The following is a 23819-nucleotide window of genomic DNA, read 5'->3' on the forward strand; positions in this document are numbered from 1 at the left end:
CCTCGTTGGGACGCAACTTCCAGGTGATCTACGAGCAGGCCAACAGCCACGGCCAGAAGGTGCAGACCGCCGGCAACAACATGTCGAGCACCGACGCCGCCGTCGGCGGCAGCTGGGCCTGACCCCCGCACAGCGCCAACTGCGTTGGCGTTGAACGGCTTTCGAGGCGCCGGCAGCGTCCGCATCGCGCGGACCTGCCGGCGTTTTTCATGCCGTTGCGACGCGCAAGCCAACCAGCACGGCCCATCTGGCCAGCACCGAGCTGGCCATGCCTGAGGGAGGTCGCGCGGCCGATCCCCTGCTACGCGACCACCCGCCGACCGGTGATACCGCCGGTACCGGCTAGCCTGAACCGCAACCGCCAGACAAGGAGCGTTCATGGAAGGCTTTGCCGGCAAAGTAGCCGTCGTGACCGGTGCCGGTTCGGGAATCGGTCAGGCACTTGCTCTCGAACTCGGCCGCTCGGGCGCCTCGTTGGCGATCAGCGATGTCGACCTGGAAGGGTTGGCGCACACCGAGGAGCAACTCAAGGCGATCTCGGCGCCGGTGCGGTCCGACCGTCTCGACGTCACCGAGCGGGAGGCCTTTCAGATCTACGCCGACACCATCAAGGAGCACTACGGCAAGGTCAACCAGATCTACAACAACGCCGGCATCGCGTTCACCGGCGACGTCGAAATCACCCAGTTCAAAGAAATCGAGAGGGTGATGGACGTCGACTTCTGGGGAGTTGTCAACGGCACCAAGGCTTTTCTGCCGCACCTGATCGCCTCGGGCGACGGCCACGTCATCAACATCTCCAGCCTGTTCGGATTGATGTCGATGCCGGGCCAGGCCGCCTACAACGCCGCCAAGTTCGCGGTGCGCGGGTTCACCGAATCGCTGGCCCAGGAGATGGCGCACAACGGTCACCCGGTCGGGGTCACCTCGGTGCACCCGGGCGGTATCAAGACCGCGATCGCCCGCAATGGCCTGGCCGCCGAGGGCGTGGACGCCGAGAAGACGGCGAAGCTGTTCGACCGGCGACTGGCCAACACCACCCCGGAACGGGCCGCCGAGATCATCCTGGACGGCGTACGCAAGAAAAAGGTGCGGGTGCTGGTCGGGCCGGACGCGGTCGTCCTGGACGCGCTGGTGCGGCTCAGCGGCCCCAACTATCAGCGACTGTTCGCCCCCGTCATCGCGCGGCTCAAGCCGCCCTCGCGCTAGGGGTCTGCATCGTCGTCAGCGGGGCCCTCTTCGCTGCTCCTCCTCAGACCGTTCCGGTCTGCATCGTCGTCAGCGGCCGAGCGGGTGTTCGCTCAGCCAGGCGTCGGCCACCGCCTGCGGATCGGCCCCCGAAGCCACCTGGCGGCGCATGTCGACCAGTGCGGCGGTGTCCAGCACACCGGCCACCTCGTTGACCGCCAGTAGCTGCCGGGTGCTCAACTCGTTGCGGCGGTACAGCGGCACCACGTTCTCGGCCTGCACCAGCGCCGGCTTGCCGTCGTTCAACACCACCAGGTCGGCAGGGATGTTCGGCTCGGCCGAAGAGGTCCACGCCGCCGTCACCTCACCGGATCGCACTGCCGCGAAAAGCGCTGCGGTGTCCGGGAATTCACGCGCCTCCGGCAGTCGGCACTGACCGACCGCCGCGGGCGTCACGGCGCCCGCGAGTGATCCGACCGTCAGCCCATCGCAATGCTTGGTCAGCACGCTGAGATCGGTTGCGCCCCAATCCTTCGCCGTCGCGGCGGGCACCGCCAGCGCGGGCTTGTCCTCGGCGGCGGTGGCATAGTCACCGGCGGCGATACCCTCCGGCAGCGCGCCGATCATCGCCTTGTAGACCTGCGCGTCGGACCACACCTTGGCCTCCGGCTGATAGGTCCGCAACACCCGGCCGGTCAGACTGGGAACCACCACGAAAGCGCCGGAGTCCAACTTGGACAATGGGTCTGACGCCTGCTCGGTGTGGGCCGGAAAGCCGTACGACCGTAGCGCCCCGGTGTACACATCAGCCAGCAGCGTCGACTCGACACCGGCACGCGATCCGACCACCAGCTCGTCCGGACGATTCCCGGCGTGGCCGCACCCCGCCACCGCCAGCGCAGCCGCCAGCGCCAGCGCGCCGAGCCGGCCGCGCGTCACTCCGACGTATCGGCGGCGGCCGCCACCGCGGCGGCAACCGCCGGCTCGACCCGCGGATCGAGTGGGCTCGGCACGATCCGGTCGTGCGTCAGGTCGTCAGCGGCGATGGAGAAAATCGCTTCGGCCGCAGCCACTTTCATCGCTTCGGTGATCCGGCGCGCGCCGGCGTCCAGTGCGCCGCGGAACACGCCGGGGAAGGCCAGCACGTTGTTGATCTGGTTCGGGAAATCACTTCGCCCGGTGGCCACGATCGCGGCATGCTTGGCCGCGGTGTCCGGGTGCACCTCCGGGTCGGGGTTCGACAACGCGAACACGATGCTCCGGGGCGCCATGGTGGCGATCAGTTCCTCGGGAATCACGCCGCCGGACACCCCGATGAACACGTCGGCGCCTTCGAGCGCCTCGACCATGCCACCGGTGCGGTCCGACGGGTTGGTGCGCCCGGCGAGCTCGGCTTTGACGACGTTCATGCCGGCCCGGTCGCGGTGCAGGATGCCCTGCGAGTCGAGCACGGTGATGTCTGAAATGCCCTTGGTCTGAAGCAGATTCGCACACGCCACCCCGGCAGCGCCGGCACCGGAGACCACCACGCGCAGCGTGGTCATGTCGCGGTCGAGGGCGGTGGCGGCGCCCATCAGCGCGGCCAGCACCACGATCGCGGTGCCGTGCTGGTCGTCGTGCATCACCGGGCAGTCCAGCGCCTCGATGACGCGGCGCTCGATCTCGAAGCAGCGCGGCGCCGAGATGTCCTCGAGGTTGACCGCCCCGAACGTCGGACGCAGCCGAACCAGCGTCTCGACGATCTCGTCGGGATCCTTGGTGTCCAGCACGATCGGGATGGCATCCAGGCCGGCGAACTCCTTGAACAGCCCGCACTTGCCTTCCATCACCGGCAGCGACGCGGCCGGCCCGATGTCGCCCAGGCCGAGCACCGCGCTGCCGTCGCTGACCACCGCGACCAGCCGGCCCGACCAGGTGTAGCGGGCCGCCAGGGTGTGATCGCCGGCGATCGCGCGGCTCACTTGCGCCACACCCGGGGTGTAGGCGATCGACAGCGAGCGCTGGGTGTCCAGCGCCGTCGTCAGACCGACGGAGAGCTTGCCGCCCGAGTGCGCCTCGAAGATTTCCGCATCGGTGATCGCACCCTCGTCGTTACGGGTCTGTATCGATTCAACCAACTCGGACACACAGCCCAGCGTACTGACTACTCATTAGTAGCCCTAATCGACGAGTGCTCAGATCAGGCCCAGATCGGTGACCGCTGTGCGCTCGTCGGCCAGCTCGGCGGTCGACTTGTCGATCCGGCTGCGGGAGAAGTCGTTGATGTCAAGCCCCTGCACGATGCTCCAGTCGCCACCAGAGGTGGTGACCGGGAACGACGAGATCAGGCCCTCCGGCACGCCGTAGGAGCCGTCGGAGACGACGGCCATCGACACCCAGTCGTCCTTCGGCGTGCCCAACAGCCAGTCACGGGCGGCATCGACGGTGGCCGACGCGGCCGAGGCGGCCGAGGAGCTGCCGCGCGCATCGATGATCGCCGCGCCGCGCTTGGCGACGGTCGGGATGAAGTCGTCGGCGATCCACTTCTCGTCGTTGACCGTCTCGGCGGCGTTCTTGCCGTTGATCTCGGCGTGGAAGATGTCGGGGTACTGGGTGGCCGAGTGGTTGCCCCAGATGGTCACCTTCTTGATGTCGGTGACCTTGGCGCCGGTCTTCTTGGCCAGCTGCGAGATGGCCCGGTTGTGGTCCAGGCGGGTCAGTGCGGAGAACCGCTCCTTGGGGATGTCGGGGGCGTTCTTGTGCGCGATCAGCGCGTTGGTGTTGGCCGGGTTGCCGGTGACACCGATGCGGACGTCGTCGGCGGCCACGGAGTTCAGTGCCTTGCCCTGGGCGGTGAAGATCGCGCCGTTGGCCTCCAGCAAGTCGCCACGCTCCATGCCCGGACCGCGCGGGCGGGCGCCGACCAGCAGCGCCAGGTTCACGCCGTCGAAGATCTTGTTCGGGTCGGCGCCGATCTGGACGCCGGACAGCAGCGGGAACGCGCCGTCGTCGAGCTCCATCACCACACCCTCGAGCGTCTTCAGCGCGGGCTCGATCTCCAGCAGCCTCAGCTCGATCGGCCGGTCGGGGCCCAGCAGCGAGCCGCTGGCCAGGCGAAACAGCAGGCTGTAGCCGATCTGGCCGGCGGCACCGGTGACGGCAACCTTCAGGGGTGTAGTGCTCACGGTCATTCGCTCCTTAAGTGGAGTGTGGGGCAGCTTGATGCGCTATGCGTCGCGTCGAAACTAGCGCACCGGCGCACCTGGAAAATCCCTACCCCACCTCGCTGTGAGCTGCGCCATTCTGCTGGCAGGCGATTGCCATTTAACGCGCGTAGCATGACCGAGGCTTTATCCGATCCGAGCTGCGACGGGAGGTGAAGGATGCCTTCGTTTCGCGACATACCGGAAACGCTGCGTCCTCTGGCACGGCCTGAACGGGACGAGCCTCCCAGTCTTCCGCCGCTGGACCCGCCGGCCGACCTGGCAGTGGTGGACTGCGGGATCTACGTCGACGGCGTGCGGCTTCCCGGGTCGTTCAGTTACGCCGAAGCCCGGGCCAAGGTGACCGACCTGCAGCTGGGTGGCCGCAATGCCTTCGCCTGGATCGGGCTGCACGCTCCGACCGAGCATCAGATGCTGGAGGTGGGCGACGCGTTCGGCATGCACGAACTCGCCATCGAGGACGCGGTCTGCGCCCACCAGCGGCCCAAGCTCGAGCGCTACGACGAGTCGCTGTTCCTGGTGCTCAAGACGCTGAACTACGTGCCCCACGAGTCGACGCTGCTGGCCCGCGAGATCGTCGAGACCGGCGAGATCATGGTCTTCGTCAACCGAGACTTCGTGGTGACGGTCCGGCACGGCGATCACGGTCGGCTCTCCGACGTGCGTAAGCGGATGGACTCCGACCCCGACCACCTGCGGCTGGGGCCGTTCGCGGTGATGCACGCGATCGCGGACTCGGTGGTCGACCATTACCTCGAAGTCACCGAGTTGATGGAAGGCGACATCGACGCGATCGAGGAGGAGGCCTTCGCGCCGGACCACCGCACCCAGATCGAGCCGATCTACCAGATGAAACGCGAGGTGGTCGAGCTGCGCCGATCGGTCAACCCGCTGTCGGTGCCGTTCGCGCGGTTGCAGACCGAACACAAGGACCTGGTCTCCAAGGAGGTCCGGCGTTATCTGCGCGACGTCGGCGACCACCACTCGCACGCCGCCGATCAGATCGCCAGCTACGACGAGAACCTCAGTTCGCTGGTGCAGGCAGCGCTGGCCCGGGTCGAGATGCAGCAGAACACCGACATGCGCAAGATGTCGGCGTGGGCGGCGCTGCTGGCGATCCCCACCATGGTGGCCGGCATCTACGGGATGAACTTCGAGTACATGCCGGGGCTCAAATGGCATTGGGGCTATCCGACCACGATCGTCGGCACGGCGTTGATCTGTCTGCTGCTGCACCGAAACTTCCGGCGCCGGGACTGGCTGTAGCGGGCGCGCCGGTCACATCCGCCCCTCGCGTATCTGGTAATTCCGACCGTCGAAGTGCCCACCTCTGAGCGAATTCAGTTCCGTTTTCGCTCAGAGGCGGGCACGCCGGTATGTGGCTGGGCGCGGATACAGACGCGACGGGTGTGACGTAACGGGTCACTGTGGTTGCGCGGCGGGCCGGTACGGGTCCAGCACGTCGACCCCGTCGGTACGCCAGGCCTCCCGCATCGCGTCGGCGCCCTTGAGCCGCACCCAGGCCGCCTCGGTCGCGGTGATCGGCGTCGCGGAAAGGAAGCGCACCGGGTCGCGTGGCGGCCCCAGCGGCAGCTCGGCGATGTCGCTGTCGCCCAACAACACCGCGGTGAACGGCACCCTCGCCGACGGGTGAGTCCACAGCGGACCGCTGAGGTCGACCAGTGCGTCGGGCACCAGCACCAGACCCTCGACCGCCGGTGATGCCGCCACGATCGCCAGGGTGCGGGCCAGTCCGGTGATGGCTTCGGTATTGCGCAGTCGCAGAACGACTTCGGCGCGTGGGCCGAGTTCGGGGTCGGCGACCATCGTCGTCGGGTCGACCATCGGCCGTCGCGAGCAGCCCAGCGAGACGTAGTGCACGGTGTCGTCGACGCGATACCGCAGCACGTCGATTGCGTCGGCGCCCAGGAAGGTCACGCTGGCGACATCGGGTTCGGCGTGACCGAAGTGGGTGTCCAGGTGAGCGCGGACCCGGTCCAGCGGCCGGCTCACGTCGCCACGGGCGCGAGTGTCAGGTTGGCCCCGGTGCCGGGATCGAACACGGCGATCTGCGTGGGGTCGAAGGCGAGCTCGATGGTGGCGCCCTTGGCGGCCTTGGACGCGGCCGGCACCCTGGCGACGAATTCGTGCTCCCCCGAACCGGATTCGTCCTCCAGGTCAGACAGCTGCTCGGCGTGCACGGCCGATCCCTCGGTGGTGAAGTAGACGTACTTGTCGGCGCCCAAGGACTCGACCATGTCGACCTTGACCTCGAACGTCAGCGCACTGATGCGCTCGTATCCGTCGATCAGCGCCGCGTCCTTGAGATGCTCCGGACGCACACCGACGATCACGTCCTCCGGCGCCGGGTGCGCGGCCAGCGCCTCGAGAACGGGCGGGGTGAGCGTCACCTCGCCGAACGGCAGGCGCAGCCCGGTCGATGTCAGGCCGGCCGGGAAGAAGTTCATCGCCGGTGATCCGATGAAACCGGCGACGAACAGATTGGCGGGCCGCTCGTACAGCTCGTCGGGCGTACCGATCTGCTGCACCACACCGGCGCGCATCACCACCACCCGGTCGCCGAGCGTCATTGCCTCGGTCTGGTCGTGGGTGACGTAGACGGTGGTGGTGCCCAGCCGCCGTTGCAACCGGGCGATCTCGCCGCGCATCTGCACCCGCAGCTTGGCGTCGAGGTTGGACAGCGGCTCGTCCATCAGAAAAGCCTTGGGCTGGCGCACGATCGCGCGGCCCATCGCCACCCGCTGGCGCTGCCCGCCGGACAGTTGCGCGGGCTTGCGGTCGAGCACCTCGGTCAGGTCGAGGATCTTCGCGGTGTCCTCGACCTTCTTGGCGATGTCCGCCTTCTTCATCTTCGCCAAGGTGAGCGGAAAGGCGATGTTCTGGCGCACGGTCATATGCGGGTAGAGCGCGTAAGACTGGAAGACCATCGCGATGTCGCGGTCCTTGGGCGCCTTGTCATTCACCCGCCGGCCGCCGATGCGCAGTTCGCCTGACGAGATATCCTCAAGTCCGGCAATCATATTCAGCGTCGTCGACTTTCCACAGCCGGACGGGCCGACCAGGATGATGAACTCGCCCTCGGCGATGGTGAGGCTGAACTCCTGCACGGCCAGCGCGCCGTCGGGGTAACTCTTGGTCACCCGGTCCAACACAATCTCGGCCATCGCGCTATCCCTTCACCGCACCGGACGTCAGCCCCGCGACGATCCGTCGCTGGAAGACTAGAACAAAAACGATAATCGGCACCGTGATCACCATGGCGCCCGCGGCGATCGAGCCGGTGGGCTCCTCGAATTGCGAACTGCCGGTGAAGTTCGCGATCGCCACCGGCGCGGTGACCGCCGCCTTGGTGGCGGTCAGCGACAACGCCAGCAGCAGGTCGTTCCAGGCGAAGATGAAGACCAGGATCGCCGTCGTCACGATTCCCGGCGCGGCCAGCGGCACGATCACCTTGCGAAAGGCCTGCGCCGATGTGGCGCCGTCCATCTTGGCCGCCTTCTCCAGATCCCACGGGATCTCCCGGAAGAACGCCGACAGCGTGTAGATCGACAGCGGCAGTGCGAACGTGATGTACGGAATGATCAGACCGGGCCAGGTGTCGAACAGCCCGATCCGGCGTTCGATGGTGAACAGCGGCGTGACCAACGAGATGGCCGGGAACATCGAGATCAGCAGCACCGCACCGATCAACAGCCGCTTACCGGGAAAGTCCAGCCGCGCCACCGCGTACGCCGCCATCGCGCCGATCACCACCGCGATCACCGTGGTGAGCACGCCGATGCCGACCGAATTGAGCAGCGCCGCACTGAAGTAGTCACCGCGGAAGATGCCGCGGTAGTTGTCGAACGTCGGGCGTGACGGAATCAGCCTGCCGTCCTTGACCATTGACGTCGGCTTGAGCGAGAGGCTCAGAATCCACAGCACCGGCACCAGCGCGTAGGTCAGCACCAGCGCGTCGACGACCACCCAGCCGGCCGCGCGCCGGGCGCCGATCCGCTCAGCGACCATCGCCGCCACCCGGGGCCGCCGCGCCGAAGAACTTGATGAAGACGAGCGCGATGATCGTGACGCAGCAGAAGATCAACACCGAAATCGCCGAACCCAGACCGACATTGAACCCTTTGAACAGATTGTCGTATCCCAGGACCGACACCGACCCGGTGTTGCCGGTGCCACCGGTGAGCACGTAGATGTTGTCGAAGATGCGGAATGCGTCCAGTGTGCGGAACAGCAGCGCGACCAGGATCGCCGGCTTGATCAACGGCAGCGTGACTTTCGTCAGCCGCCGCCAGGCGCCGGCGCCGTCCACCTCGGCCGCCTTCAGCAGATCCGCCGGCACCAGCGCGAGGCCGGCCAGTAGCAGCAGCGACATGAACGGTGTCGTCTTCCACACCTCCGCGATCACCACCACCCCCAGGGCCGAGTACTGGTGTGCCAGTGGCGCACTGCCGTCCGGCAGCAGGTTGGCGAGATAGCCGGTGCCCGGCGTCCACGCGTAGAACCAGCTGTAGGAGGCGGCCACCGTCACGATGCCGTAGGGAATCAGCACCGCGGTGCGCACCAGACCCTTGCCGATCAGCGTGCGATGCATCGCCAGTGCCAACGCCAGGCCGAGCACGAATTCGATCGACACCGAGGCCACCGTGATCGCCAGCGTCACCGCGAGCGCGGTCCACCAGTACCGGTCGGTCAGAATGGTCTGGTAATTGCCGAGGCCGACGAAGCGGGTGTCGTTCGGGGTGGCCAGGTTGTTGCGCTGCAGGCTCAGCCAGACCGCGTAACCGATCGGGTACGCGGTGACGGCCAGCATCAGCACCGCAGCGGGCGCGATCAGAGCGAACGCCAGCCGCCGGTCCCCCGACGTCCTGTCATTCTTGGCGCCGCTCCTGCTCTGCATCGTCGTCGGCGCGCGGTTCACGGCAATAATCCTTTGCCCTGTATCGCCTTTCGCACCTGTACCGCGAGCTGGTCAGCCGTCCGCTCCGGATCGATCCGGGTGATCGGCGCCAGGGTCGCGGCGATCCGGGTCGACACCGCCTGATAGGCCGGTGTCGCGAACCGGACCGCGGGAATGGTGAGTTGCCGGCGAATGATGTCGTACATCGGGTACCTCGCCTGGAACTGCGGGTCGGCGTACAGCGACGCGCGCGCCGCGGGCAGCCCGCCGCGCAGCGAGATGAACTTCTCGCTGGCCGGGCTCCGCAGACACCGGATGGCCTCGAACGCCTCGGCCTTGCGACGGCTGGTCGCCGACACCGCGAGGTTGAGCCCGCCGATGGTCACCTTGGCCGGCTGACCCGGCTGCACCCGCGGGTAGGGCGCGAAACCGAAAACCTTTGTGCTGGCGTCATATGCCTCGCGAAACTGCTGCTCGGTCGGCACGAACGAGCCGACGTCGTTGACGCTGCCGGCCAGGTCCGGCCGCTGGTTCAATGGCAGGAAAGGCACGCCCCCCTTCACCGCGTTCTCCAGCATGGAGGCCAGCGCGTAGGGCCAGTTGACCTCGAGCGCGGATCGGCCCTGCTCGAATGCGAGCCGCGCGGTGCCGGCGTCGGACCGGATCACCGACGGGTCGGCGCCCGGCGCGTCGGCCACCGACTTCATGATCTGCAGGGCCTTGACCGTTGCCGCGCGGTGCTCTGGGGTGTCGGTGAGGGTGACCGTGCCGCCGTCGTCGGAAAGCACTTGGCCGCCAGCACTTTCCAGCAGAGTGTTGAACCACACCATCACGGCTTCGTTCTGGTTGGCCTGCACACCGATCCAGCTGGGCCCGCCGACGGCGTGCAGGCGGGTGGCCTCGGCGATGACGGCGTCCCAGGTGGTCGGCGGCTTGTCCATCAAATCCGGCCGATACCAGAGCAATTGGGTGTTGGTGGTGACGGGCGCGCCGAAGAGTCGATGCTTCCAGGTCGCGGTGGACAGCGGTCCCGGCAGCGTGTCGGTGCGGGCGTCGTCCTCGGCGCGGTGCGCCGGATCGTCGGACAGCGGCAGCACCCAGCCCGCTTCGGCGAACTCGGCGGTCCAGATCACGTCCATCGCGATGATGTCGACGCTGTGGTCGTCGGCGCTGAGCCGGCGGGCCAGCTGGATGCGCTGATCGTCGGTGGACTTCGGCAGGCTGAAGTGCCGGATCCTGAACCGGCCGCCGAGCTGGTCGGTGCACCGCCGCGCCAGCGCCGCGAACGCCGCCGCGTCACCGGCCGGGGTGTAGAAGCCCACCACGCGGCCGTCGTCGTGTGATCCGCAGCCCGACAGCGCCGACGCGGCCGTCAGCACCGCAGCGGCGATCGCCCCCCACCGGCGATGCACGGCTCAGATGGCCAGGCGGGCCAGCAGATCCCGGGCCTGCTCGGCGTTCTTCGGGTCGCAGAGCACGTCGTAGCGGCCCGCCACCAGCTGCAGCGTCGAACTGAAGTCGCGGGTGCCCCGCGCCATCGAGTACGGGATCGCGGAGCTGATCAACCCGAAGATCACACCCGCGACCAGACCGGTGGTCAACGCCCCCAACGGGTGCGGGTTGGAGAACACCAGGCTCAGCATCAGCCCGATGAACAGGCCCAGCCACGCCCCGCTGACCACGCCGCCGCCCAGGACTTTCGGCCAGGTCAGTCGGCCGGTCACCCGCTCGACCTGCATCAGGTCGACCCCGACGATGGTGACCTGCTGCACCGGAAACTGCTGATCAGACAGATAGTCGACGGCGCGTTGCGCCTCGGCGTAGGTGGGATACGAACCGACCGGCCAGCCTCTGGGCGGCGTCGGCAGTCCCGGTGCGCGCTTACTCCCGGCCGGGGTGCCGGGGGCGGCACCGGGAACCTGTCCAGGCTGAAAAGGGCTGCTCATGGCTTACATTGTGCGCGCTGAGCCCTCGCCGGATCTGCGCCACCGGCAAACCGCGACCGCGACCTGCGCAAACGCCGCGGCAATCCCTTGACTCTGCGTCCACGGCGCAGGACTGCGAGTAGCTGACGCCCTCAGCGCAGAGTCAAGCCGCCCAGCCGCGATAGGTTGAACGGCATGACAGCTCCGGGTGGCGGTGACCCCAGCCGTGATCAGCCCGGCCCGTGGCAGCAGTACCAGCATCCGCCGGCCGATCCGCAGCAGCCGGTGAACTATCCGGACTACCCGCCGGCTCCGCCGTACCCGGGCCCGCCGCCGCAGTCGCCATACAGCTATCCGCCGCCACCGCCCTACGGCGGCCCCGGTGGCTACGGCGTCCCGCCGTCGCCGTACGGCAGCCCGGGCGGATACGGCGCGCCGCCGCCTTACTCCTACGACCCGTATCAGGCCTACGGCGCCAATCTGCGGGAGACCAACGGGCTGGCCGTCGCGTCGCTGGTCACCTCGATCGCCGGGGTGATACTCGGCATTCCGCTGGCCATCTTCTGCTTCGTGGGCTGGCTGATTCCGGTCACCGCGGCGGTGATGGGCGCCGTCGCGCTGAACCAGATCAAGCGGACCGGTCAGGAGGGCCGCGGGTTAGCCATCGCCGGGGTGGTCGTGGGCGCCGGCACCGCGGCGCTGCTATTGCTGTTCATGGTGATGTACACCGCCGCGATGATGCACGCGCCGGTGTTCATGGGTTAGTCGGTCGGCGGCTCGAACGGATCGGACTTTCGCTCCATACCCGCCGCGCGTCCTTTCGCGGCGATCACCAACGCCATCTTGCGGCTGGCCTCGTCGAGCATCTCGTCACCGAGCATCACCGCACCCCGGGCGCCGCCGGCCGCCGAGGTGTGCCATTCGTAGGCCTCCAAGATCAGCTCGGCATGGTCGTAATCGGCCTGGCGCGGGCTGAAGATCTCGTTGCCCGCGGCGATCTGGTCGGGATGCAGCACCCACTTGCCGTCGTAGCCCAGCGCCGCCGACCGGCCGGCCACCCGCCGGAACGCCTCGACGTCGCGGACCTTGAGATAGGGGCCGTCGACGGCGGCTTTGCCGTGGGCGCGTGCGGCCACCAGGATCGTCATGAGCACGTGGTGATAGGCGTCGCCGACGTCATAGCCCTCCGGCTGCTCGCCGACGACCAGCGTGCGGGTGTTGAGGTTCGCCATCAGGTCCGCGGGCCCGAGCACCAGCGCCTGGACCCGGGGCTCGGCGGCGATCGCGTTGATGTTGGTCAAGCCCCGGGCGTCTTCGATCTGCGCGTCGATGCCGATCTCGCCGACCGGCAGACCGTGCACGGTCTCCAATTGGGTGAGCAGCAGGTCGAGCGCCTGGACATGGGAGACGTCCGACACCTTCGGCAGCACCACCACGTCGAGCTTGGCGTCGGGTGCCGCGCCGACGGCGGAGACCACCTCGATGATGTCGGCGTGCGTCCACGGCGTGGTCCAGTCGTTGACCCGCACCCCGCGCAGCTGACCGGCCCAACCCGGCGCGGCCAGTGCGGCGGCGACCCGGCCGCGGGCATCGGCCTTGGCGTCGGGGGCCACCGCGTCCTCCAGATCGAGGAACACCTCGTCGGCGGGAAGGCCTTTGGACTTGTCGATCATCTTCTGGCTGCTACCCGGCACCGACAGGCAGGTGCGGCGGGGTCGGTAAGCGTTGTTCACCCCTCACTCCTACCCTTTGAGCCATGGCCTCGATCAACAGGGTGTACGCCGCGCGGCTGGCGCGAATGCAGGTCCTGGGACCGATGGGCGAGTCACTCGGCCGGGTGCGCGACGTCGTGGTCAGCATCAGCATCGTTCGCCAGCAACCCCGAGTTCTCGGACTCGTCGTTGAAATGGCCTCGCGCCGAAGAATTTTCGTACCGATCCTGCGGGTGTCCTCGATCGAGCCCAACGCGGTCACGCTGACCACCAACAACGTGTCGATGCTGCGATTCCAGCAACGGCCCGGTGAGGTCCTGGTGCTGGGCCAGATCATCGACACCAGGGTGCGGGTCAACGATCCCGAACTACCCGAGCTGGCCGACGTCGACGTCGTCGTCACCGACCTGGGCCTGGAGCAGACCCGCACCCGGGACTGGCTGGCCACCCGGGTCTCGCTGCGGATGCCACGAAAGCTCGGCCGGCGCAGCGCGACCTACATCGTCGGCTGGCGCAACGTGTCCGGACTGACTCCGTCGGCGCTGGCGATGCCCGGCCAGGGCGTCGCGCAGCTGCTGCACCAGTTCGAGAAATGGCGGCCGATCGAAGTGGCCGACGCGGTGCGCGAGCTGCCGGCCAAACGGCGGTACGAGGTGGTCTCCGCCCTCGACAACGACCGGCTCGCCGACATCCTGCAGGAGCTGCCCGAACAGGAGCAGGCCGAGCTGCTGATGCAGCTGGGCGACGAGCGAGCGGCCGACGTGCTCGAGGAGATGGACCCCGACGACGCCGCCGACCTGCTCGGCACCATGGCGCCGACGCTGGCCGAGCGGTTGCTGCGGCAGATGGATCCCGAGGAGTCCGATCCGGTGCGACGGCTGTTGAAGCACTCACCGGACACCGCGGGCGGGTTGATGACGTCCGAACCGGTGGTGTTGACGCCGGACACGTCGGTCGCCGAGGCGCTGGCCCGGGTCCGCGACCCGGATCTGACGCCCGCGTTGTCGTCGCTGGTGCTGGTGGTCCGCCCGCCGACGGCCACCCCGACGGGCCAGTACCTGGGTTGCGTGGCGCTGCAGCGCCTGCTGCGCGAACCCCCGTCGATGCTGGTCGGCGGCATCGTCGACGCGGACCTGCCGTGGCTGGAGCCCGACACCTCGCTGCCGGTGCTGACCCGCTACTTCGCGGCATACAACCTGGTCTGCGGCCCGGTCGTCGACGCGCAGCATCACCTGCTGGGCGCGGTGACGGTCGACGACGTGCTCGATCATCTGCTGCCGCACGACTGGCGGGACTCCACCGAAGACCCGGCGCTCGGCGTGGGAGGCATGGCGTGAGCAAGTCGTCTGCGCCGCGCTCGCGGCTCTACACCCCGCGCATCTCACGGCTGTCGGCCCCGCGGTTGGACGCCGATGCCGTCGGGAATTTCACCGAGTCGATCGCCCGCTTCTTCGGCACCGGCAGCTACCTACTGATCCAGACCATCGTGGTGATGGTCTGGATTCTGCTCAATGTCTTCGCGGTCAGCCTGCGCTGGGACCCTTACCCGTTCATCCTGCTCAACCTTGCGTTCTCCACCCAGGCCGCCTACGCAGCCCCGTTGATCCTGCTGGCCCAGAACCGCCAGGAGAACCGCGACCGGGTCACCCTGGAACAGGATCGGCGACGCGCCGAGGAAACCAAGGCCGACACCGAATACCTGGCCCGCGAGCTGGCCGCGCTGCGACTGGCGATCGGCGACGTGGCAAAGAACCGCGAGTCCTTGCGCCGCGAGATCGAAGATCTGCGAGACCTGCTGCAGGAACAGATCTCCAGAGGACAGAAAGACGCCGGCGACGAGGTCGGCCGGCGCGCTCCCTCGCCTAATTGACACGGCGGCGCGGACACGGCGTTTTCACAGGCAGCGAGTCCGCCATTGTTGTCACTGGAGTCACCACTGTTATGTATGGTGACGTAGTTCACGAGGCTCTCGAGCACCAAACAGGTCGAGGCGGGTAGGGGGACGCATGGGCTTACGTCCAGCCCTTGCAAAGATGCGAAAGCCAGTCCTTCGCATGCCAAAAGCCCCGAAACTGCCTGCCGTCGTTGGCAATACGGCCTCTGCGGTCGGTGGCGCGCTTTTCCACACGGCCGACAACCTGCGCATCCTGTACGCCTACGACCTCGTGGTGGACGGCTACGACGCGGTCGCCTTCGCCGCCCGGGCCGCCACCTCGACCGTCCAGCGATCACTGACGAGCGGCGCCAAGTCGCCGGCGTTCGGCGTGGCGATGATCGCCTGCCTGATCTACGCCAGCGTCGACGGTGCCGGTGCACCGCCGTTCCCGCTGACCAAGTCGACGGTGCGCGACGCCGCAATCACCCCGGTCGCCGCGGTGGCGCGGGCGTCCACCGACCCGGCCGGCCCCCTGGTGGTCGCGGTCGAGCACCCGAAGGTCGGCTTCCACGTCGCCGAAGCCGCCGCGTCGGCTCCGCCGCCGACACTGGTCGTCAATACCCCAGGGACACTGGGCATTCCGGCGATGGCACTGACCGCTTACCGCAACGCCGAGCGGATGCTGGCCACCTCCGAACCGGGCTGCGGCATCAGCTGGAACCTGCTCGCCGGTATCGGTCGCATCGAGTCGGGCCACGCCAACGGCGGCGCCACCGACGCGCGCGGCACCGCGGTCCGGCCGATCTACGGGCCGACGCTGGACGGCACGCTGCCGGGCAACGAGGTGATCGTCCAGAGCAGCGCGCAGGGGCGGGTCAACTACGCCCGCGCGATGGGGCCGATGCAGTTCCTGCCGGGCACCTGGGCGCGCTACGCCTCCGACGGAGACGGCGACGGCACGGCCGACCCCCAGAACCTGTACGACGCCACGCTTGCGGCCGCCCGATACCTGTGCAGCGGCGGGCTGAACCTGCGCGATCAGTCGCAGGTGCTGTCGTCGATCCTGCGCTACAACAACTCGATGCCCTACGCCCAGAATGTGCTGGGCTGGGCCGCGGCGTACGCCACCGGCGTCGTGCCGGTCGACCTGCCGCCGCTGACCGGGCCCGCCCCACCACTGGGCGACGCGCACCTCGAGCACGCCGAAGGCCTCGGGCCCAACCTGCCGTTGAACATGCACGGCCTGGCAGGCAGCGACCCGATGGCCCGATCGCCGTTGATCGACCTCAGCGGCAACGCGGGCAACGGCCAACCCTGGTCGGCGCAGGGCCCGGTCGGCTACGGCCCGTCGTGCACGGTGATCTGCATCGGCCAGCAAGCGCCGGGACCCGCCCAGATCAACGTGCCGACGCCCGACGCGCTGGCACCTCAGGCCCCGGCCGGGATGGTGCCGCCGCCGTTCGGACCCGCGTTCCTGCCCCCGCAGGTCCCGCCGCCCGCCGTTGTTCCGCCGGCATTTGTTCCGCCGGCCGCGCCGGCGCCCGCCGTACCGGTCCCCGCCGCCGTTCCACCTGCCGCTCCGGTCGTCCCGGCGCCCGCGCAACCCGCCGGCACGCCGCCGGGCCCTCCGGCCTGACCTGTCGCAAACCAGGCGGCCGAACGTCAGTTGGCCGGATCTTGTTATCTCACAACAGGACTCGTAGCTCGGATACCCCATACCCGGTGAGGGTCTTGTAGCTACGACGCTGCGTCGTATTCAATCCGCGATGTGATGAGCGACGGCGTGAGCGCCTGGGTTGCTGCGTGCGAGGGCAACGGCTGATGACTGCTCCGGTCTGGATGGCGTTGCCACCGGAGGTGCATTCGACATTGCTCGGCAGCGGCCCCGGGCCCGGGCCACTGCTGGCCGCCGCCGAGGCGTGGTCGTCGCTGAGTACTGAATACGCCTCCGCGGCACAGGAGTTGACCGGACTGTTGGGTGCGGTGCAGGCCGGGGCCTGGCAGGGACCCAGCGCCGAGGCGTACCTGGCCGCCCACGCGCCGTACCTGGCGTGGCTGGCTCGAACCGGCGCCGACAGCACGGTGACGGCCGACTCGCACCTGACCGCGGCAGCCGCCTACACCACCGCCCTGGCCACCATGCCCACGCTGCCCGAACTGGCCGCCAACCACGTCACGCACGGGGCGTTGCTGGCGACGAATTTCTTTGGCATCAACACGATTCCGATCGCACTCAACGAGGCGGACTACTTGCGGATGTGGATTCAGGCCGCCACCACGATGAGCGTCTATCAAGCCACCACCACCGCCGCCGTGGCAGCCGTGCCGCCGGCTGAGCCGGCGCCTCGCATCATGCAGCAATCCGCGTCGGCCATGGGCGATATGGGCGACGGGTCAGGCGGCATGGACATGGGCGACGACATGGGTGACATGGGCCCCCCGGTTCCGCCGTCCGACCCCGCCCAACAACTCGGCTGGCTGATCGACCAGTTGACCGTGCAGTACGACTTCCTGATCCAGTGGATGATCGACCCCGCCAGTACCGGTTTCACGCCGGAGATGGTCCTGGAGGGCTTCACCGGCACGATCGAGGGACTGTTCACCGACATCCTCCCGCAATTGCTCACGCAGCCGACCAGCGGCACGTTTCTCCTGCTGGTCGTCTAGGTGTCGATGGCTGCGGTCCACGGAAGTCAACTGGTGATGCTCGCCGCCCCCCTGCTGGCTCCGATGGCGGTGGTGCCAGTCATCGGTCTCGGAGCGCTGGGTGGGCTCGCCGGGTTGTCCGGACTGGCCGGCCTTGTCCCGGCGCCGGTCGTGCCCGCCGACGTCGGGCCGGTCCCGGCGCAAGCGCAAGCCGCGCTGCCGGCGGTGACACCGACGCCGACCACGATCACCGTGAGTCCGAGTTCGGCTCCGGCCACCGCGCACGCTGTTGCGCCCGGCCCGCCGCCGGCCGGTTCACCGCCACCGCTGCCGGCGGTCACGGGGGTGGAAGCGTTTGCCTACCCCTACCTGGTGGCTCCGCCCGGAGTGGGGTTCGGCCCGAGCATGAGCGCCAAGGCGCAGGAGCCGACCGCCAGTGGGGCCGCCGCGGCCACAGCGCAGTCGGCGGCGGCAGCCGCGGCAGGGAAAGCCCCGGCGCGACGGCGTCGCAGGCACGCGACGGTCGTCGAACGTGTTCGGGGCGTCGAATACATGGACCTCGACGACGATCTACCAGGGCCCGCGACCCTCGATGCGCACATCGCCTCGACCGTCGCATCGGACCGGGGTTCGGCAGGCGTGGGTTTCGCCGGAACCGCGATCCTGGACCGCGTGGCCGGGGCGGCGGGGTGGACCACGCTGGCCGGCACCGAATACGGCGAGGGCCCCCGGATGCCGATGATGCCCAGCAGCTGGAGCCCCGACCCGGGCCAGTCCGGCGAGGCCGCATCCTCGCGCCGGTAGCAGGCGTTATCCGCCTGCATCGTCGCACGCTTGAGCCCCACGGTGCCGCTCCTCAGCAGGCGTTATCCGCCTGCATCGTCGCACGCCTGAGCCCCACGGTGCCGCTCCTCAGCAGGCGTTATCCGCCTGCATCGTCGCACGCCTGAGCCCCACGGTGCCGCTCCTCAGCAGGCGTTATCCGCCTGCATCGTCGCACCACTAGACTCGGCGGTGATGTCTGATCCGACTGCGAACATTCGTGCCGCGCTGGCGAAGGTGATCGATCCCGAACTGCGCCGCCCCATCACCGAACTCGGGATGGTCAAAAGTATCGAGAGCGACGCGGGCGGCGACGTGCACGTCGAGATCTACCTGACCACCGCGGCGTGCCCGAAGAAGACCGAGATCAGCGACCGGGTGCGCCAAGCCGTCGCCGACGTGCCGGGAACCGGCGCGGTCCGGGTCAGCCTCGACGTGATGAACGACGAGCAGCGCACCGAACTGCGCAAGCAGTTGCGCGGCGATTCCCGCGAGCCGGTCATCCCATTCGCCCAGCCCGGGTCGCTGACCCGGGTGTACGCCATCGCCTCCGGCAAGGGCGGCGTCGGCAAGTCGACGGTGACGGTCAACCTGGCCGCGGCGATGGCCGCGCGCGGCATCGCGGTCGGCCTGCTCGACGCCGACATCCACGGCCACTCGATTCCCCGCATGATGGGCACCACCGACCGGCCCACCCAGGTCGAGTCGATGATCCTGCCGCCGATCGCGCACGAGGTCAAAGTCATCTCCATCGCCCAATTCACGAGTGAGAACACCCCGGTGGTGTGGCGCGGGCCGATGCTGCACCGGGCGCTGCAGCAGTTCTTGGCCGACGTCTACTGGGGTGACCTCGACGTGTTGCTGCTCGACCTGCCACCGGGCACCGGAGACATCGCGATCTCGGTCGCCCAGCTGATTCCCAACGCCGAAATCATCGTCGTCACAACGCCGCAACTCGCGGCGGCCGAAGTCGCCGAACGGGCCGGCAGCATCGCACTGCAGACCAAGCAGCGCGTCATCGGCGTGGTGGAGAACATGTCCGGGCTGCTGCTGCCCGACGGTTCGACGATGCAGGTGTTCGGCGCGGGCGGCGGCGCTCAGGTCGCTGAAAGGCTCTCCCGCACAATGGGTGTCGACGTGCCACTGCTCGGCCAGATCCCGTTGGATCCCGCGCTGGTCACCGCCGGCGACGCCGGGTTGCCGGTCGTGCTCAGCGCGCCCGACTCCCCCGTCGGCAAGGAACTCGGCAAGGTCGCCGACGCGCTGTCGGCGCGGCGCCGCGGGTTGGCCGGTATGTCACTGGGACTGGACACCAGCCGACGCTGAGCCCTGCGCCGCTACGGTGGACACGTGCTGACACTCTCGCGACGAGCTGCGCGACAGATTGGTTCCACACTCACCGCGTTGGCCTTGGTCGCCGCATCCGCCAGCGCCTGCGGCGGGTCGCACGAGTCGAAGCCGTCCGCCGCCCAGGCGGGGTCGTCGTCGAGTAGCAGCACCGAGCAGTACGACATCTCCCGCGTCAACAACGTCAAGAACGACGTGCCCGCCGCCTTCAAGACGGCGCCGAGCCCGCCGACGACCCTGACCCAGGACGACATCGACAACGCGCGCATCATCCCCTTCACCAAAGCCACCTACGATCCGCCACAGTGTCGGGCGCTTGTCATCCCGTCCTATGTCGAGCCGGTGGTGGGCGCCCAGGCCGCGATACTGAGCGCGGAGGGTGATCGAGGTGAATTCTTCATCGTCGCACTGCGATTGCCACATCCGGTTTCGGTCAGTCCACCGCCGGCAGGCTGTGGTCATGTCGCGATGTCCGGGTCTGACGAATCGACCGGAACAGCCGAAGCTGTGCCCGCGCCTCAGATCGCGGGCGTCACGACCACAGGGTTGAGGCTGAAGCCTGCCACCGACAAGTCACCCGGCGGGTACGTCTTCACGGCCGCGCTGAGCGACCAGACATCAATCGCCGTCCTGGGTGGCGCCGAAGACGACCTCCACCCCCAGCAGCTGCTGTCGGATCTTCTGGTCAAGGCCACCGCCGCTGTGCGCGGCTGAGCTTCAGGTGGCGTCGGTGTCATACGGCGCCGGACCGGTGGCGGGCTTCGCCTGATGCGCCGTGATCGGTTGCACCACCGGCCCGTTCGGCGACGGTGTAGCCGGCGTGCCGTTGATCGGCCGTTCTTCGAAGCTGCGGAACAACGAGTCGTCCCCGTCGAACAGATGCTTGGTCAGCGCCGCCCGCGGCGTCATGCCACGAAGCTTCTGCAACTCCGAGAGCGGCTCGCGCAGGTTGTCGAACTCCGGGCCCATGTCCTCGCGCAGTTGGGTGGTCATCCCGCTCAGATAGTCGCGGGCCTGCCGCAGCGATGACGACATCCACCGGATGGCACCGGGCAAACGCTCGGGCCCCAGGACGACCAGGCCGACGACGATGAGGACCAGGATCTCGCCCCAGCCGACATTGGCGAACATTAGCCGCCGTCCGGCCCCGGGGTCACCGTCAGCGTGACGTGGCGACCGTCGCGGACCACTTCGATCGGGGCGGGCTGCCCAACGGTCAACTGCCGCACCGCGACCACGAACTCGTCGGCATCCGCCACCCCGCGGTTGCCGACCTTGACCACCACGTCGTTCTCTTTCACGCCGCCCTTTTCGGCGGGACCGCCGGCCTTGACGTTGGCGACCTGCGCGCCCTGCGCGATGGCGTTGCTCACCGACCGGGCGCTCAGCCCCAGCGTCGGGTGGACGATCTTGCCGTCCTTGATCAGGGTCTGCGCAACGACTTTCGCCTCGTTGACCGGAATCGCGAAGCCCAGTCCGCTGGCGCTGTCGGACAGCGACTTGCCGGCGGTGTTGATGCCGATGACCTGAGAGTCCATGTTGATCAGCGGACCACCGGAGTTTCCGTGGTTGATCGAGGCATCGGTCTGGATGCCGTCGATCACGGTGTCGGTGTCAGAACCCTCCCCCGACAACGGAATCGGGCGGTGGAGCGCGCTGATGATGCCGTGCGTGACGGTGCTGCGCAGGCCGAGCGGGGCGCCGGCGGCAAGCACCTCGTCACCGACGCGAACCTTGTCGGAGTCCCCGAGCTTGGCGACCGAGAGGTTGTTGACGTTGTCGACCTTCAGCACGGCCAAGTCGGTCTTGGGGTCGCGGCCCACCAGGTGTGCGGGCACTTCCTTGCCGTCGTTGAACACCACCGTGGTCTTGAATTGGCTCGGGTTGTTGGCCGCCTCGGAGATGACGTGGTTGTTGGTGACGATGTAGCCGCGGCCGTCGACCACGAAGCCCGACCCCTGCATGCCTTCCTGGTCGGACACCGACTGGATGGTGACCACCGAATCTGCCACTGCGGCAGCCACTTTGGCGAACCTGCCGGCAGGAGCCTCACTGTTGCCGTTGGTCGACAGAGTCACCTTCGACGTGGTGAAGGCCTCGACGACCTCCGCGGTCTTGCGTCCGACCACACCGCCGACCAACCCGATCAGCAGCGCCAGCACGGCGAGCACCGCCAACGCGAGGTAGGACACCCGTCCGCCGAACAGCACGTCGCGCACCCCGAGCACGTCGCGGACCGCTTCGCCGCCCGATGCGCCGGACTTGGTGATCGCCGGGTCGCCGAGAGCGGCGGCCGCACCCGGGTCGCGCCACGGGTCTTCGGGATCTTCGAGCTCGTCGCCGGCCTTGCCGTCCTCGAGCGCGCCCGCGTCGGCCGGGTGCCGCTGCAGGGAGTCGCCGCCGGGGAAGGGTCGGCCGAAGGCCTCGGTGAGGACCGGATCGGCCGGCGCGGTCTGTGGCGTGAATTCACCGGAGTCGCGGAACTTCGTCGGCCGAACCCGCTCGGCGACGAACGAGCCGTGTACCCCGTCGGGACGGCCGAAGGCCTGACCCGTCGCGGCGTCGACCGGCGGCCGGGACACCGGACGCGGCGCCAGCCGGGGGGCGCCGTTGCTGTCTTGATCAGAGGTCACGTCATCCTCTTCCGAGCGCCCAGGGCAAGCGCTGTGGATTCGGGCACGGCGTCGCGCACCGGCTTGGCCAAATTGCTATCCACCCTACCGAGGCTCTGGGCGATCGCGCCTGTTGCCGTCGGTGAATCGGTCACGCATCGTCTCCGGTCGGCGGCGTTCCGGCGGCGGGTCACTGTGTCGCCGCGCCGCGGTGTCGCGCCACTGGCCGTCGGGCTGGTGGTCCGGCTCGTCCTCGGGCGGGCAGTGCGGAATCTGCGACAACAACCCGAGCAGTGAGCTGGGGATCCTGATCGGGTGCGAGTCGCGCAGGGCGGCGCGGGCCCGACGGTGGCCGTCCACCTCGGCGGCACATTCCGGGCACAGCGAGATGTGATGCGCGGCGCGCAGATGAGCGTTCATCCGCAGTTCCCCGTCGACGAACGCCGAGATGGCCTCGATCGAGAGGTGCTCGGTGGAGCCGAATTGCCGCGGCGCGCCCACCGGCGCATCGCTCTGCGAAGCGAACTGGGAGGGCAACCAGGAGAAGGCTCGGCGGAACACATGTCCCCGCTCGACCATCACCAGCTCCTCTCGGTATCGCGTCAGGTGTCGCGGCACTACGTCGAATGTAGCGCGCCGACCGAATACCGAACACCACTGAACAGCCGATCAGGCAGCGTGTGTCTAGCCTCTGCCGCCGCCGTCGGCCGCAGCGGTCGTGTCCGCGTGCGTCGCCAGATAGTCGCGCAGCGCCTGCCGTCCGCGGTGGATGCGGCTGCGGACGGTGCCGAGCTTGACCCCGAGCGTGGCGCCGATTTCCTCGTAGGACAGTCCCTCGATGTCACACAGGACCACCGCGGCGCGGAACTCCGGCGGCAGCGAATCCAGGGCCGCCTGCAGGTCAGGCCCGAGGTGTGCGTCGTGGTAGATCTCTTCGGGGTTGGGGTCGTTGGCCGGCACCCGGTCGTAATCCTCGGGCAGCGCCTCCATCCGGACCCGGCCGCGACGGCGCACCATGTCCAGGAACAGGTTGGTGGTGATGCGGTGCAACCAGCCCTCGAAGGTGCCGGGCTGGTAGTTCTGCACCGAGCGGAAAACCCGGATGAAGGTGTCCTGGGTCAGGTCTTCGGCGTCGTGCTGGTTTCCGGACAGGCGATACGCCAGCCGGTAGACCCGGTCGGCGTGCTGGCGCACCAGCTCGTCCCAGGACGGCATGGCGGTTTTGTCGCCGGTCGCGTCGAACACCGCGGTGCCGTACGGCTCCTCCGCGGGCTCGACCCAGTCAGCATCGCGGTACCGCTCGGGGTGCGTCATGCTGGACGGGCTCATCAAGGTGGTTATGTCAACATCCTCGGGGTTGAGACTGCCATCAATGTTGGACAGTTCATACCCGCGCGCAACGCGAAAAAAACGGGATGTATTCCCGGACCAGCGGCCACCACGCTCCATGAAAGATACCGTCGTCTATCGGCGTATGTGCGGGATATGACCGCACTGAGCTTTCACTGAGAACGGCGCCGAAACCCCCGTTGCGCTGGTCATATCGGTCACATCACGTTTCGATCACGAC

Annotated in this window: 22 protein-coding genes and 2 pseudogenes; 10 read left to right on the forward strand and 14 right to left on the reverse strand. The window is 68.3% G+C overall.

Annotated features, from left to right (window positions below):
* A pseudogene (locus CYU59_RS05680) lies at positions 1–122 on the forward strand (type VII secretion protein EsxI); the annotation flags it as partial.
* Between the two features lie 256 nt (positions 123–378).
* Positions 379–1209 carry an SDR family oxidoreductase gene (locus CYU59_RS05685; protein ID WP_292976821.1) on the forward strand — a complete coding sequence of 277 codons (831 nt, stop codon included), beginning with the start codon at positions 379–381 and terminating at the stop codon, positions 1207–1209.
* Between the two features lie 69 nt (positions 1210–1278).
* Here the strand turns inward: CYU59_RS05685 and CYU59_RS05690 are convergent, their stop codons facing one another.
* From CYU59_RS05690 to CYU59_RS05700, 3 genes are read right to left on the reverse strand one after another with little or no spacing between them, the layout of a single operon-like run.
* A complete protein-coding gene (locus tag CYU59_RS05690) occupies positions 1279–2127 on the reverse strand; it encodes a glycine betaine ABC transporter substrate-binding protein (RefSeq protein ID WP_292976822.1) in 849 nt (282 codons plus the stop codon).
* On the reverse strand, positions 2124–3314 hold the full coding sequence (locus CYU59_RS05695) for an NADP-dependent malic enzyme (RefSeq protein WP_292976823.1): 1191 nt from the start codon (positions 3312–3314) through the stop codon (positions 2124–2126). The genes CYU59_RS05690 and CYU59_RS05695 overlap by 4 nt, the downstream gene beginning before the upstream one ends.
* Positions 3315–3362: 48 nt before the next feature.
* The gene (locus tag CYU59_RS05700; RefSeq protein WP_292976824.1) at positions 3363–4352 is read right to left on the reverse strand and encodes a malate dehydrogenase; all 990 of its coding nucleotides are present in this window, start codon (positions 4350–4352) and stop codon (positions 3363–3365) included.
* A gap of 198 nt (positions 4353–4550) precedes the next feature.
* On the opposite strand from CYU59_RS05700, the gene CYU59_RS05705 reads away from it, so the two are divergent.
* Entirely contained in the window at positions 4551–5657 is a 1107-nt protein-coding gene (locus CYU59_RS05705) for a magnesium and cobalt transport protein CorA (protein WP_292976825.1), read from the forward strand.
* A 156-nt stretch (positions 5658–5813) separates the two neighbouring features.
* Here the strand turns inward: CYU59_RS05705 and CYU59_RS05710 are convergent, their stop codons facing one another.
* Genes CYU59_RS05710 through CYU59_RS05735 form a run of 6 tightly spaced genes read right to left on the reverse strand, consistent with a single transcriptional unit; the run spans position 5814 to position 11255 of the window.
* A complete protein-coding gene (locus CYU59_RS05710; protein WP_292976826.1) occupies positions 5814–6404 on the reverse strand; it encodes a suppressor of fused domain protein in 591 nt (196 codons plus the stop codon).
* The gene (gene ugpC, locus CYU59_RS05715) at positions 6401–7576 is read right to left on the reverse strand and encodes a sn-glycerol-3-phosphate ABC transporter ATP-binding protein UgpC (protein ID WP_292976827.1); all 1176 of its coding nucleotides are present in this window, start codon (positions 7574–7576) and stop codon (positions 6401–6403) included. The genes CYU59_RS05710 and ugpC overlap by 4 nt, the downstream gene beginning before the upstream one ends.
* Positions 7577–7580: 4 nt before the next feature.
* Positions 7581–8405, reverse strand: a complete 825-nt coding sequence (locus CYU59_RS05720; protein ID WP_292980444.1) for a carbohydrate ABC transporter permease — start codon at positions 8403–8405, stop codon at positions 7581–7583.
* A gap of 4 nt (positions 8406–8409) precedes the next feature.
* Complete coding sequence (locus CYU59_RS05725) at positions 8410–9309, reverse strand: sugar ABC transporter permease (RefSeq protein ID WP_292980447.1); 900 nt, start codon at positions 9307–9309, stop codon at positions 8410–8412.
* A gap of 17 nt (positions 9310–9326) precedes the next feature.
* Positions 9327–10721 (reverse strand): extracellular solute-binding protein, encoded by a 1395-nt coding sequence (locus tag CYU59_RS05730; RefSeq protein ID WP_292976828.1) that lies wholly within the window; start codon positions 10719–10721, stop codon positions 9327–9329.
* Positions 10722–10724: 3 nt separating this feature from the next.
* Positions 10725–11255, reverse strand: coding sequence for a general stress protein (locus tag CYU59_RS05735; protein ID WP_292976829.1), 531 nt, complete (start codon positions 11253–11255; stop codon positions 10725–10727).
* 174 nt (positions 11256–11429) lie between these two features.
* Here CYU59_RS05735 and CYU59_RS05740 point away from each other — a divergent pair, with 174 nt between their 5' ends.
* Positions 11430–11999: a DUF4190 domain-containing protein gene (locus CYU59_RS05740; protein WP_292976830.1), complete on the forward strand. Its 570-nt coding sequence runs from the start codon at positions 11430–11432 to the stop codon at positions 11997–11999.
* On the opposite strand, the gene CYU59_RS05745 is transcribed toward CYU59_RS05740, so the two are convergent.
* Positions 11996–12967 carry a CoA ester lyase gene (locus tag CYU59_RS05745; RefSeq protein ID WP_292976831.1) on the reverse strand — a complete coding sequence of 324 codons (972 nt, stop codon included), beginning with the start codon at positions 12965–12967 and terminating at the stop codon, positions 11996–11998. The two genes, CYU59_RS05740 and CYU59_RS05745, sit on opposite strands and share 4 nt — an antisense overlap.
* Positions 12968–12990: 23 nt before the next feature.
* Here CYU59_RS05745 and CYU59_RS05750 point away from each other — a divergent pair, with 23 nt between their 5' ends.
* The 6 genes and pseudogenes from CYU59_RS05750 to CYU59_RS05775 all read left to right on the forward strand — a co-directional run bounded on the left by CYU59_RS05750 (position 12991) and on the right by CYU59_RS05775 (position 20351).
* Entirely contained in the window at positions 12991–14283 is a 1293-nt protein-coding gene (locus CYU59_RS05750; protein WP_292976832.1) for a CBS domain-containing protein, read from the forward strand.
* On the forward strand, positions 14280–14816 hold the full coding sequence (locus CYU59_RS05755) for a DUF1003 domain-containing protein (RefSeq protein ID WP_292976833.1): 537 nt from the start codon (positions 14280–14282) through the stop codon (positions 14814–14816). Before CYU59_RS05750 ends, CYU59_RS05755 begins: the two co-directional genes overlap by 4 nt.
* 400 nt (positions 14817–15216) lie before the next feature.
* A complete protein-coding gene (locus CYU59_RS05760; RefSeq protein WP_292980450.1) occupies positions 15217–16458 on the forward strand; it encodes a lytic murein transglycosylase in 1242 nt (413 codons plus the stop codon).
* 185 nt (positions 16459–16643) lie between these two features.
* Positions 16644–18272: pseudogene (locus CYU59_RS05765) on the forward strand (PPE family protein).
* 213 nt (positions 18273–18485) lie between these two features.
* The gene (locus tag CYU59_RS05770; RefSeq protein WP_292976834.1) at positions 18486–19616 is read left to right on the forward strand and encodes an Mrp/NBP35 family ATP-binding protein; all 1131 of its coding nucleotides are present in this window, start codon (positions 18486–18488) and stop codon (positions 19614–19616) included.
* Positions 19617–19694: 78 nt separating this feature from the next.
* Entirely contained in the window at positions 19695–20351 is a 657-nt protein-coding gene (locus CYU59_RS05775) for a DUF5642 family protein (protein WP_292976835.1), read from the forward strand.
* A gap of 3 nt (positions 20352–20354) precedes the next feature.
* Here the strand turns inward: CYU59_RS05775 and tatB are convergent, their stop codons facing one another.
* From tatB to sigE, 4 genes are all read right to left on the reverse strand, one after another.
* Positions 20355–20768: a Sec-independent protein translocase protein TatB gene (tatB, locus tag CYU59_RS05780; RefSeq protein WP_292976836.1), complete on the reverse strand. Its 414-nt coding sequence runs from the start codon at positions 20766–20768 to the stop codon at positions 20355–20357.
* On the reverse strand, positions 20768–22270 hold the full coding sequence (locus CYU59_RS05785; protein ID WP_292976837.1) for a trypsin-like peptidase domain-containing protein: 1503 nt from the start codon (positions 22268–22270) through the stop codon (positions 20768–20770). Before CYU59_RS05785 ends, tatB begins: the two co-directional genes overlap by 1 nt.
* 84 nt (positions 22271–22354) lie before the next feature.
* On the reverse strand, positions 22355–22828 hold the full coding sequence (gene rseA / locus CYU59_RS05790) for an anti-sigma E factor RseA (protein ID WP_292976838.1): 474 nt from the start codon (positions 22826–22828) through the stop codon (positions 22355–22357).
* Between the two features lie 105 nt (positions 22829–22933).
* Positions 22934–23698 carry an RNA polymerase sigma factor SigE gene (gene sigE, locus CYU59_RS05795; protein WP_292976839.1) on the reverse strand — a complete coding sequence of 255 codons (765 nt, stop codon included), beginning with the start codon at positions 23696–23698 and terminating at the stop codon, positions 22934–22936.
* Between the last annotated feature and the right edge of the window lie 121 nt (positions 23699–23819).

This window comes from Mycobacterium sp. (assembly GCF_002863225.1).
Lineage (GTDB): Bacteria > Actinomycetota > Actinomycetes > Mycobacteriales > Mycobacteriaceae > Mycobacterium.

What these genes read in the sequence shown, in the direction of transcription:
- CYU59_RS05740 (WP_292976830.1), top strand. Translation starts at nt 11,430, where the DNA reads ATGACAGCTCCGGGTGGCGGTGACCCCAGCCGTGATCAGCCCGGCCCG.
- CYU59_RS05685 (WP_292976821.1), top strand. Translation starts at nt 379, where the DNA reads ATGGAAGGCTTTGCCGGCAAAGTAGCCGTCGTGACCGGTGCCGGTTCG.
- CYU59_RS05735 (WP_292976829.1), bottom strand. Translation starts at nt 11,255, where the DNA reads ATGAGCAGCCCTTTTCAGCCTGGACAGGTTCCCGGTGCCGCCCCCGGC.
- CYU59_RS05770 (WP_292976834.1), top strand. Translation starts at nt 18,486, where the DNA reads ATGTCTGATCCGACTGCGAACATTCGTGCCGCGCTGGCGAAGGTGATC.
- ugpC (WP_292976827.1), bottom strand. Translation starts at nt 7,576, where the DNA reads ATGGCCGAGATTGTGTTGGACCGGGTGACCAAGAGTTACCCCGACGGC.
- CYU59_RS05760 (WP_292980450.1), top strand. Translation starts at nt 15,217, where the DNA reads ATGATCGCCTGCCTGATCTACGCCAGCGTCGACGGTGCCGGTGCACCG.
- rseA (WP_292976838.1), bottom strand. Translation starts at nt 22,828, where the DNA reads ATGGTCGAGCGGGGACATGTGTTCCGCCGAGCCTTCTCCTGGTTGCCC.
- tatB (WP_292976836.1), bottom strand. Translation starts at nt 20,768, where the DNA reads ATGTTCGCCAATGTCGGCTGGGGCGAGATCCTGGTCCTCATCGTCGTC.
- CYU59_RS05725 (WP_292980447.1), bottom strand. Translation starts at nt 9,309, where the DNA reads ATGCAGAGCAGGAGCGGCGCCAAGAATGACAGGACGTCGGGGGACCGG.
- CYU59_RS05750 (WP_292976832.1), top strand. Translation starts at nt 12,991, where the DNA reads ATGGCCTCGATCAACAGGGTGTACGCCGCGCGGCTGGCGCGAATGCAG.
- sigE (WP_292976839.1), bottom strand. Translation starts at nt 23,698, where the DNA reads ATGGAGCGTGGTGGCCGCTGGTCCGGGAATACATCCCGTTTTTTTCGC.
- CYU59_RS05705 (WP_292976825.1), top strand. Translation starts at nt 4,551, where the DNA reads ATGCCTTCGTTTCGCGACATACCGGAAACGCTGCGTCCTCTGGCACGG.